Genomic DNA, 8,337 nt, shown 5'->3' with positions numbered 1-8,337 from the left:
CCTCCAGAGCCCAGCGCAGCGCCCCACGCGACAAGCAGGACCGTGGCTGCGCCGCGCGGGACAGTTCCTGGCGCCACACGTGCCCGCAGTCACGGCACTGGTAGCGGCGCAACCGGACCTGCAGGGTGGTGGGACGCCAGCCGAACGGCACGTGGACGAGTTCGCGGACCACGCTGTCGCGTGGTGATCCGTGGCAGCCGCAGCGGTGGCACCAGTCGTCGGGTTCGACCGGACGACACAACAGGACGGCCCGCTCGGGACTCAGGTGCTGGCCGGTCACGGTCAGGCCGAGGTCGTCTAGGCGGCAGAACGTGGTCAGATCGGCAGGGGTGTAGCTACATTGGGGCACGTCGAGGTCTTTGGTGAGGCAGTGTGAGAACTTCCATCATCAAGGACCTCGACCCGTCTCCCGGGGTCGGGGGTCTCCTACGGACCTACACCCTCATCTGTGAAGAGCCGCCAATCCCCGCAACATCAGCTACGCGGAGCTGGCCAAGGTCTGCGAGCACCACTTCGGACCCGCCCGGAACACAGGCGGCTCCCATGCCGTCTACAAGACACCATGGCCCGGCGACCCACGGGTCAACATCCAGAACGACCATGGCCGCGCCAAGGCCTACCAGGTCAAGCAGGTACTTCAAGCCATCGAGAAGTTGGAGGCGAACCGATGAGCACCACCACCGTCGACTCGGCGCGCTACACCTACCGCGTGACCTGGTCCCCCGAGGACGATGAGTTCGTGGCCACCTGCGTGGAGTTCCCTTCCCTGTCCTGGCTGGCCGCCAGCCCGGAAGACGCCCTGTCGGGCCTCCGCGCTGTCGTGGACGCTGTGGTGGCCGACATGCACGCGGAGGGTGAAGTCGTGCCCGAGCCGCTGTCGGTGCGGCACTACTCCGGCAAGTTCCAGCTGCGCTTGGGCGAAGACCTGCACCGACGGTTGGCGATCGAAGCAGCCGAGCAGCACGTCAGCTTGAACCAGTACGTCACCCGAAAGCTGGCCGAAGCGTCCTGAGCCGCCGCTGATCAGCTCCGTTCCGTGCCCTCGAGGTCGCGCAACAGGTGTCCGAGCACCTGGCCGAGCACCTGGGCGACGTCCTTCGCGCCGCCGCGGGAGCTCGGACAGTTCAGCACCAGCACCGGACGCGAACCGTCGGCGACCAGGCCGCAGGTTCCGCGCGAGAGCAGGGACGCCGGGGTGCGGACGGCGCCGAGGCGGCGGATCTCCTCCGCGATGCCCGGGAGTTCGACCAGCCCCAGTTCGTGCGTCAGATCGACGACGCAGTCGCCGGGACGAACACCCGTGCCCCCGAAGGTGATCACCAGGTCAGCCATCCGGACGGCGGCCTGCAGGGCAGCACGCACCTGCTCGGGTTCGTTCGGGACGATGCTGACGCTGGACTCGATGCCCTGCGCTGTCAGCGCCCCAGCGACGACCGGCGCCGCCCGGTTCTCGGCGGGGTCGGCGACGGCTCGGTCACTGACGACCACCAGGTGAGCGGTGGTCATGCTCAGCCGCCGACGAAGGGGGGAAGCACGTCGATCGTCCCGGCATCGGACGGCCACGGAGCATCGCCCGCCTGCCGCACCCCGTCCACCAGGAAGCTGCAGCGGCCCAGCACGGACACCGTGCCGGGGCGGTGGGCGCCGAGCACCTCGGCGATGGTCCCGGACCCGGCGAGCGAGAGCTCCTCGGCCTCGACGCCAGCGGCCTCGGCCGCACCGGCGAACCAACGAACCTGCATGGGTCAGCCTCCAATCGCGTTCATCGGGCGTTCCGGCTGGACGAAACCAAGGCCGAAACCGCCCTCGTCCGAGCCGTGTGCGCGTGGTTTCGCGGCCATCGTACCCAGCCAGGCGCGAGCCACTTCGTCGTCGCTCGCGCCGGAGCGCAACAGCGCGCGCAGGTCGGTCTCGTCGCGGGAGAACAGGCAGGAACGCAGCTGTCCGTCGGCAGAAATGCGCGTCCGGTCGCAGGAGCCGCAGAAGGGTTCGGTGACCGAGGCGATGGTGCCGACGGTGCCGACCTGGGCGCCGTCGCGCCACAGCTCCCACAGCTCGGCCGGGGCCGCCCCGCGGGAGGGAACCGGACGCAGGTCGTAGGCGGTGGCGATCCGGGCACGCGTCTCGGCAGCGGTGACCAGGTTCTCCCGCGCCCAGTCCCGCGGCGCCCCGATCGGCATCTGCTCGATGAACCGCAGTTCGGCGCCGGTGGCGACGCAGTGGCGCACCAGGTCGACCACCTGTTCGTCGTTCAATCCCTTGGTGGGCACGGCATTGACCTTCACGGGCGTGAGTCCTGCGGCGTAGGCAGCGTCGATCCCGGCCAGCACCTCGTCCAGCCGGTCGCGGCGGGTGATCGTCGCGTAGGTGTGCCGATCGACGGTGTCGAGGGATACGTTCACCCGGTCCAGCCCGGCGTCGGCGAGGGCCTGCGCCTTCGCCGCCAGACCCACGCCATTGGTGGTGAGCGCAAGTTCGACGTCCGGTTGGGCGGCGCGGATGCCGGCCACGATCTCGACCAGGTCGGGACGGGTGAGCGGCTCGCCACCGGTCAGCCGGACCTTGGTGATGCCCAGCAATCCGACGCCGATGTCGACCAGCCGGACGAGCTCGTCGCGGGTGAGCACCTCGGCGCGGGGCAACCATCGGTCCACCACCTCGGGCAGGCAATAGGTGCAGCGCAGGTTGCACACGTCGGTCACCGACAGCCTCAGGTCGGTCGCCACCCGTCCGAAGCGGTCGACGAGCGGCAGGGTGGGCATGGGTGCCAGCATACGATCCGTCCGGCAAGCTCCCCGACTGCATACGATCTGACCCATGAGCAGCTGTGTCGTCGTCACCGTGTCCGACCGGGTCAGCACCGGGCAGGCCGAGGACCGATCAGGGCCCCTGTTGGTCGACTGGTTGACCGGTTGCGGTCACGAGGTGCAGCGGGTCGTCGTCCCGGACGGAGACGCGGTGGCGGACGCGGTGCGGAGCGCAGCCGAGGGCGGGGCGGCACTGGTGCTCACCACCGGCGGCACCGGGATCACGCCGCGGGACCTGACACCGCAGGTGGTGGCGCCGCTGTTGGACGTCGAGATCCCCGGGATCATCGAGCTGGTTCGTCGGGTTGGCGTGGACGCGGGTGTCGTCGGCGCCCCGCTCACCCGGGGCGTCGCCGGCATCATCGACGGCGAGGCGACGAGGACGGTGGTGGTCACCCTGCCTGGCAGCCCGGGCGGGGTCCGCGACGCGATCAGTGTCCTGCATCCGCTGCTGGACCACTTGCTCGACCAGGCCCGCGACGGGGACCACTGAGTCGGCTCAGGACTCCCGCACCCAGCTGCCGGACTTCCCGCCCGACTTGCTGAGCAGCTCCACGCCACCGATCCGGACGGCCTTGTCGATGCCCTTGACCATGTCGACGACGGCCAGCGCGGCCACCGAGGCAGCGGTCAGGGCTTCCATCTCGACGCCGGTCCGGTCGGCCGTCCCGCACTCGGCGGTGATGACGATCGTCTCGCCATCGCGCTCCAGGTCGACCCTCGCCATGTGGACGCCGATCACGTGCGCCAGGGGCAGCAGGTCCGGGACCCTCTTCGCGGCAGCGATCCCGGCGATGCGGGCGACCGCCAGCACGTCCCCCTTGGGCACCGAGCCGTCGTCCATCACCGCCGCGACCTTGGGTCCGAGCTCCACCACGGCCCGCGCGGTCGCGTAACGAACCGTCGGCGTCTTCTGCGTGACGTCGACCATCCGCGCCGCGCCGCGTTCGTCCAGGTGGGTGAAGTGATCGCTCATGGAACCATCATGACCCCGGAACCATCATGACCTCGACGAGATCCCCCTCCCGCACCCCGTCCGCATCCGCGGGGACGACAACGAATCCGGCCACCCCCGCCAGCCGGGACGCCAAGTGGGACAGCGATCCGTCCGAGCTGCGGCGGCGAGCCAGCAGGCGTCCGTCGGTTGCCTCCAGCACCACCGGCATGAACTGCGCCCGTCCGGGCTTCTTGCGCCAGGCATCGTCGACCACCGCGCGAACCGGCGCTGGGGACGGACGTCCGCTCGCGGCATCCAGCCACGGACGGGCGAAGGCGAGGAAGGAAACAACTGCCGAGACCGGATTTCCCGGCAGGCAGAGCACCGTCACCCCGTCCAGGACGCCGACGCCCTGCGGCTTGCCGGGCTGCATCGCCACCTGTCCGAACTCGACGCCACGCGGCTGCAGGCACTGCCGGACCACCTCGAAGGCGCCCGCGCTCACCCCGCCGGTGAACACCAGCAGGTCGACGTCGGCCAGCAGGCTTGGCAGGTCGGCGGCCATTCGCTCGGGGTCGTCGTGGTTCAGCGTGACCCGCTCGCAGGGGTGGCCGAGGCTGGTCGCCAGACCGTGCAGCAGCCAGGAATTGCAGTCGACGAGCTGACCCGGGCCCGGTTCGCTGCCCAGCGGCACCAGTTCGTCCCCGGTCGCGACGACGCGCACGCGAGCTGCACTGTGCACCGGGACGGACGAGACGCCCACAGCCGCCAGCGAACCCAGCGTGAGCGCGTCCAAGCGAGAACCTGCACCGGCGACCACTTGGCCCGCGGCGACATCACTGCCACGACCACGGACGGCCTCCCCCAGCGGCGGCAGTCCGTGCACCCGCACCTGCGCGGGCAGCGGCACTGGCCCACGCGGGACGTCGGTCAACTCCACCGCGACGACCGTGTCGGTGCCGGGCGGCACTGGCGCCCCGGTCATCACCCGTACGGCGCTGCCGGCGGGGAGGCCGTCAGGCGCGACCGCACCGGCAGGAACATCGCCGACCACGGGCAGCACCACCTCCCCACCCTCGGTCGACAGACCGGCGGTCAACAGGTCGGAACGGCGCACCGCGAAGCCGTCCATCGCCGAACAGTCCCAGCCGGGCAGGTCCCGCGGGGCGACGACGTCGGCGGCCAGCGCCAGTCCGGACGCCTCGGCCAGTGGCATCTCGACCGTCCGGGGTGCGGGTGCCAAGAACACGACCGCCGCCAGGTGCTCGGCGACAGTGCGCTGCCAGGCGATCTCGGCGGTTGGCGCCGCCGGCACCGGGTCGGCGTGGACGCGATCGTGGCTGGTCATGGTCCCCATCCTGCCCGCGCCGTAGGCTGGCGCGCATGCCCACACCCGCCGTGCTCTCGACCCCGCTCGACCCGGCCGCCGCGCGCGCGGACGTCTGGGACCAGACGCACGGCGCGGTCGTCAGCTTCGAGGGGGTCGTGCGCAACCACGACCACGACCGCTCGGTCACCGAACTGGCGTACTCGGCGCACCCCGATGCGGACGCGGTGATGGCCCAGGTGGTCTCCGAGATCGAGGACGAGTTCGGGGTGCGGGCACAGGCCTGGCACCGGGTCGGGGACCTGCGCGTGGGCGACCTGGCGCTGGTCGCCGCCTGCGCGTCGGCCCACCGGGCCGAGGCCTTCGCGGCCTGCGGCGAGCTCGTCGAGCGGATCAAACACCGCGTCCCGGTCTGGAAACGACAGGTCTTCGCCGACGGAAGCCACGAGTGGGTGGGCCTCGGTGACTGCTGAGGTGGAGCCCAACCAGACCAAGCCCGACCAGTGGGTCCGGCAGCGGACGCTGTTGGGGGACGGGCAGGAGACGCTCGCCACCTCGTCCGCGCTGGTGGTGGGCTGCGGCGGACTGGGCGCCGGCGCGATCCCGGCGCTGGTGGCCAGCGGGGTCGGGCACGTCGTCCTGCTGGACGACGACACCCTCGACCTGACCAACCTCAACCGGCAGACGCTCTACACGTCCGACGACCTGGGCGCGCAGAAGGTCGAACGTGCGACCGCCAGGATGGCCGCCCTCTCCCCCGACACACGCGTCAAGGGGCTGCGGCGCCGGCTCACCGCAGACGACGCGGACTTCGTGGCGCAGTTCGACGTCGTCCTCGACTGCACCGACAAGATGGCCTCCCGCGCCGCGATCTCAGCCAGCTGCCGCGAGGCGTCCGTGCCCTGGGTGTGGGCAGCGGTGGACGGCTGGCAAGGGGTGATCAGCGTGTTCGTCCCCGGCGGGCCGCAGTGGGAGGACGTCGTCGGCGACCCCCGCGAACTGAACCACCCGCCGCAGGTGCTCGGCGCCACCCCCGCCCTGCTCGGCGCCTGGCAGGCGGCCGAGGCGCTCAAGGTGCTCACCCGTCAGGGGCGAACACTCGCCGGACGCATCGCCGTCGTCGACCTGCTGGCTGCGACGGTCCGGGAGATCGAACTGGCCTGACCGGGCTGGTCAGCCGGTCTCAGGCGTAGGCCCCGCGTAGCGCGAAGGTGATGCCACGGCGCGCGGTGAAGGTCATGAAGTGCGTGGTCGGCGTCTTGGCGTACTCGACGGTGATGGCGGTGCCGTCCTGGACGTGGTTCACCCAGCCCACGAAGGTGCCGTGGCAGACACCCGTGCACGAGAACTCCTTCTGGGGCAGGCCCAACTGGGTCGCCAGCCGCTGGCCCAAGGTGGCGTCCTTGAGGCCGTAGCCGTCGACGCCGTAGAGCGGCTGGTGGATCGAGACGATCTGGTAGGGCTGCACCTGCGCCACGAAGTCGCGCAGCACCCGCGACTCCGGCTCGCTGAAGGGCTTGGAACCGCCGTAGTACTTCGAGGTGGTAGAGGTCTTGACCCAGTTGTGGCTGAAGTTGCGGTTCAGGTCGACGCGGTGGGCGTTCTGTCGGGTGCCGGCCGCATAGCCGTCCGGGTTGGCGGTGGGGATCACCCACAGCCGCAGACCGGTGATCGTCGGACCGTTCACCAGCGAGATCGCCGTCTTGTGTCCTGCCTTCTCGTTGCCGTGGATCTGGCCGAGCAGCACGGACGTCCTGCTCGCCTTGGGGTCGCCGACCAGGTAGGCGACGATCGGGCGGCCCTGCACCGAGTAGCCGAGCACGCGGCGCTCGATCAGGTTCTTCGCGGTGAGGTGGCGGACCTTGACCGTGCGCGTCGCCGTGGACGCCGGGACGACATAGCCCTTCGTCGCCTCGTATCGCGTGGACGAGGTGAAGGTGCAGGCGCCGGCGGTGGTCCGGGTGAGGGTGGTGACCTGGGAGGTGTAGGCGGTCTTGCGCCAGACGGCGACCAGCTGGGAGGTCTGCTTGGTGATCGAGCCGTTGGGGAAGTCGACGCCCCCGAAGACGCCGCCGCAGGTGGTCCAGGTGGTGGCGTGGGCGCTGGGTCCGGCGAAGGCGGTCAGGGCCAGGGCGGCGGCCGCGGTGGTGGCGGCGAGGCGGGTGGGCTTGCGCAAGGGGGTCTCCTGTCGTCGTCCCGAGTGCGCTCAGTATGCATGCCCTGGATGACCGATCGTGACGGCGACTTCACCGGGCGCTGGCCGGAGGGACCCCTCGACAGGCTCGGGAACGTTGGGGGTCCCGGCTCGGGGGGGTCGTTGCTGCCTCCAAAACGTGCGGCCCAGCCGGCTCCGGTCCCGTGGTGGGACCAAATTGCTCTGACGCGCGCGTTTGGCGGAATCTGGCCGGAGGGACCCCTCGACAGGCTCGGGGAACGTTGGGGGACAGGCTCGGGGAACGTTGGAGGTCCAGGCTCGGGGAACGGTGGGGGCCCAAGCTCGGGGAGCGTCAGGTGGGCTGGCAGCGGGGGCACCACCAGACCAGGCGCTCCTGGGTGGTGGGGCCGTACTCGTCGCAGGCGATCCCGGTGCCGCAGCGGGGGCACGGGCGTCCGGCCTTGTTGTAGACCCAGCGTTGTTCGCGCCAGGTCTCGACGTCGATGGCGCGCAGCAGCAGGTCATGCGCCTTGGTCACCAGCGCTGCCAGGTCGGCGACCTCCCCCACGGGAGTGCGGGGGTTGACCCGCTGCGCGAACAGCGTCTCGGCCCGCCAGATGGTGCCGATGCCGGCCAGGTTTCGCTGGTCGAGCAGCGCCTCACCGATCGTCCGCTCCGGGAACTCGAGCAGGTTCGCGACCGCCACCGACGCGTCCCAGTCGTCCCCCAGCAGGTCCGGGCCGAGGTGCCCGACGACGGACGACTCGTCCGCGGTGCGCACCAGGTCGACCATCCCCAGCCGCAGCCCGGCCGCCTGTTTCTCGGCCGTCGCCAGCAGGACGCGTACCTGGTGCGCCGGGCCCGGGGTCCGGTCACCAGCGCCGACGATCTTCCACACCCCGTCCATCCGCAGGTGCGTGTGCAGGGTGAGGCCGTCCGAGAGTCGGGTGAGCTGGTGCTTGCCGCGCGGGACGACCTCCAGCACCGTCCGTCCGGCCAGCGACTTGGCCGCGGCCTGCGGCACCCGCAGCTCCCCGCGGACCAACTCGTGCCCGGCCAGCGCGCGGTGCAGCGACCGGCACGATCGCCACACCGCATCACCCTCGGGCAT

Annotated in this window: 12 protein-coding genes and 1 pseudogene; 5 read left to right on the top strand and 8 right to left on the bottom strand. The window is 71.0% G+C overall.

Going from position 1 to position 8,337, the window contains the following annotated elements; translation table 11 throughout:
- Positions 1–349 (bottom strand): annotated as a pseudogene (locus ABD089_RS11675) (ISL3 family transposase); the annotation flags it as partial.
- Between the two features lie 139 nt (positions 350–488).
- Between ABD089_RS11675 and ABD089_RS11670 the strand changes: the two are divergent.
- Both ABD089_RS11670 and ABD089_RS11665 read left to right on the top strand, forming a co-directional pair.
- The gene (locus tag ABD089_RS11670) at positions 489–671 is read left to right on the top strand and encodes a hypothetical protein (RefSeq protein WP_343886592.1); all 183 of its coding nucleotides are present in this window, start codon (positions 489–491) and stop codon (positions 669–671) included.
- On the top strand, positions 668–1,012 hold the full coding sequence (locus ABD089_RS11665) for a type II toxin-antitoxin system HicB family antitoxin (RefSeq protein WP_343886588.1): 345 nt from the start codon (positions 668–670) through the stop codon (positions 1,010–1,012). Before ABD089_RS11670 ends, ABD089_RS11665 begins: the two co-directional genes overlap by 4 nt.
- An 11-nt stretch (positions 1,013–1,023) precedes the next feature.
- Here ABD089_RS11665 and ABD089_RS11660 read toward each other — a convergent pair whose 3' ends face one another.
- From ABD089_RS11660 to moaA, 3 genes are read right to left on the bottom strand one after another with little or no spacing between them, the layout of a single operon-like run.
- Positions 1,024–1,506, bottom strand: coding sequence for a molybdopterin-binding protein (locus ABD089_RS11660; RefSeq protein ID WP_343886587.1), 483 nt, complete (start codon positions 1,504–1,506; stop codon positions 1,024–1,026).
- Between the two features lie 2 nt (positions 1,507–1,508).
- Positions 1,509–1,742, bottom strand: a complete 234-nt coding sequence (locus tag ABD089_RS11655; protein WP_343886586.1) for a ubiquitin family protein — start codon at positions 1,740–1,742, stop codon at positions 1,509–1,511.
- 3 nt (positions 1,743–1,745) lie between these two features.
- Positions 1,746–2,762, bottom strand: a complete 1,017-nt coding sequence (moaA, locus tag ABD089_RS11650) for a GTP 3',8-cyclase MoaA (RefSeq protein ID WP_343886585.1) — start codon at positions 2,760–2,762, stop codon at positions 1,746–1,748.
- Positions 2,763–2,817: 55 nt separating this feature from the next.
- Between moaA and ABD089_RS11645 the strand changes: the two genes are divergently transcribed.
- Positions 2,818–3,300: a MogA/MoaB family molybdenum cofactor biosynthesis protein gene (locus ABD089_RS11645; protein WP_343886584.1), complete on the top strand. Its 483-nt coding sequence runs from the start codon at positions 2,818–2,820 to the stop codon at positions 3,298–3,300.
- 6 nt (positions 3,301–3,306) lie between these two features.
- Here the strand turns inward: ABD089_RS11645 and moaC are convergent, their stop codons facing one another.
- Both moaC and ABD089_RS11635 read right to left on the bottom strand, forming a co-directional pair.
- Positions 3,307–3,783, bottom strand: a complete 477-nt coding sequence (gene moaC, locus ABD089_RS11640) for a cyclic pyranopterin monophosphate synthase MoaC (protein WP_343886583.1) — start codon at positions 3,781–3,783, stop codon at positions 3,307–3,309.
- Between the two features lie 7 nt (positions 3,784–3,790).
- The gene (locus ABD089_RS11635) at positions 3,791–5,092 is read right to left on the bottom strand and encodes a molybdopterin molybdotransferase MoeA (protein WP_343886582.1); all 1,302 of its coding nucleotides are present in this window, start codon (positions 5,090–5,092) and stop codon (positions 3,791–3,793) included.
- 35 nt (positions 5,093–5,127) lie between these two features.
- Between ABD089_RS11635 and ABD089_RS11630 the strand changes: the two genes are divergently transcribed.
- Positions 5,128–5,544 carry a molybdenum cofactor biosynthesis protein MoaE gene (locus ABD089_RS11630; protein WP_343886581.1) on the top strand — a complete coding sequence of 139 codons (417 nt, stop codon included), beginning with the start codon at positions 5,128–5,130 and terminating at the stop codon, positions 5,542–5,544.
- Positions 5,534–6,235: a HesA/MoeB/ThiF family protein gene (locus ABD089_RS11625; RefSeq protein ID WP_343886580.1), complete on the top strand. Its 702-nt coding sequence runs from the start codon at positions 5,534–5,536 to the stop codon at positions 6,233–6,235. The genes ABD089_RS11630 and ABD089_RS11625 overlap by 11 nt, the downstream gene beginning before the upstream one ends.
- Before the next feature lie 19 nt (positions 6,236–6,254).
- Here the strand turns inward: ABD089_RS11625 and ABD089_RS11620 are convergent, their stop codons facing one another.
- Entirely contained in the window at positions 6,255–7,247 is a 993-nt protein-coding gene (locus tag ABD089_RS11620) for a M14 family zinc carboxypeptidase (protein ID WP_343886579.1), read from the bottom strand.
- A 331-nt stretch (positions 7,248–7,578) separates the two neighbouring features.
- Positions 7,579–8,337 carry a DNA-formamidopyrimidine glycosylase family protein gene (locus ABD089_RS11615; RefSeq protein ID WP_343886577.1) on the bottom strand — a complete coding sequence of 253 codons (759 nt, stop codon included), beginning with the start codon at positions 8,335–8,337 and terminating at the stop codon, positions 7,579–7,581.

Source organism: Luteococcus sanguinis (genome assembly GCF_039527675.1).
GTDB lineage: Bacteria > Actinomycetota > Actinomycetes > Propionibacteriales > Propionibacteriaceae > Luteococcus > Luteococcus sanguinis.
This window is presented reverse-complemented; position numbering and strand designations above follow the sequence as displayed.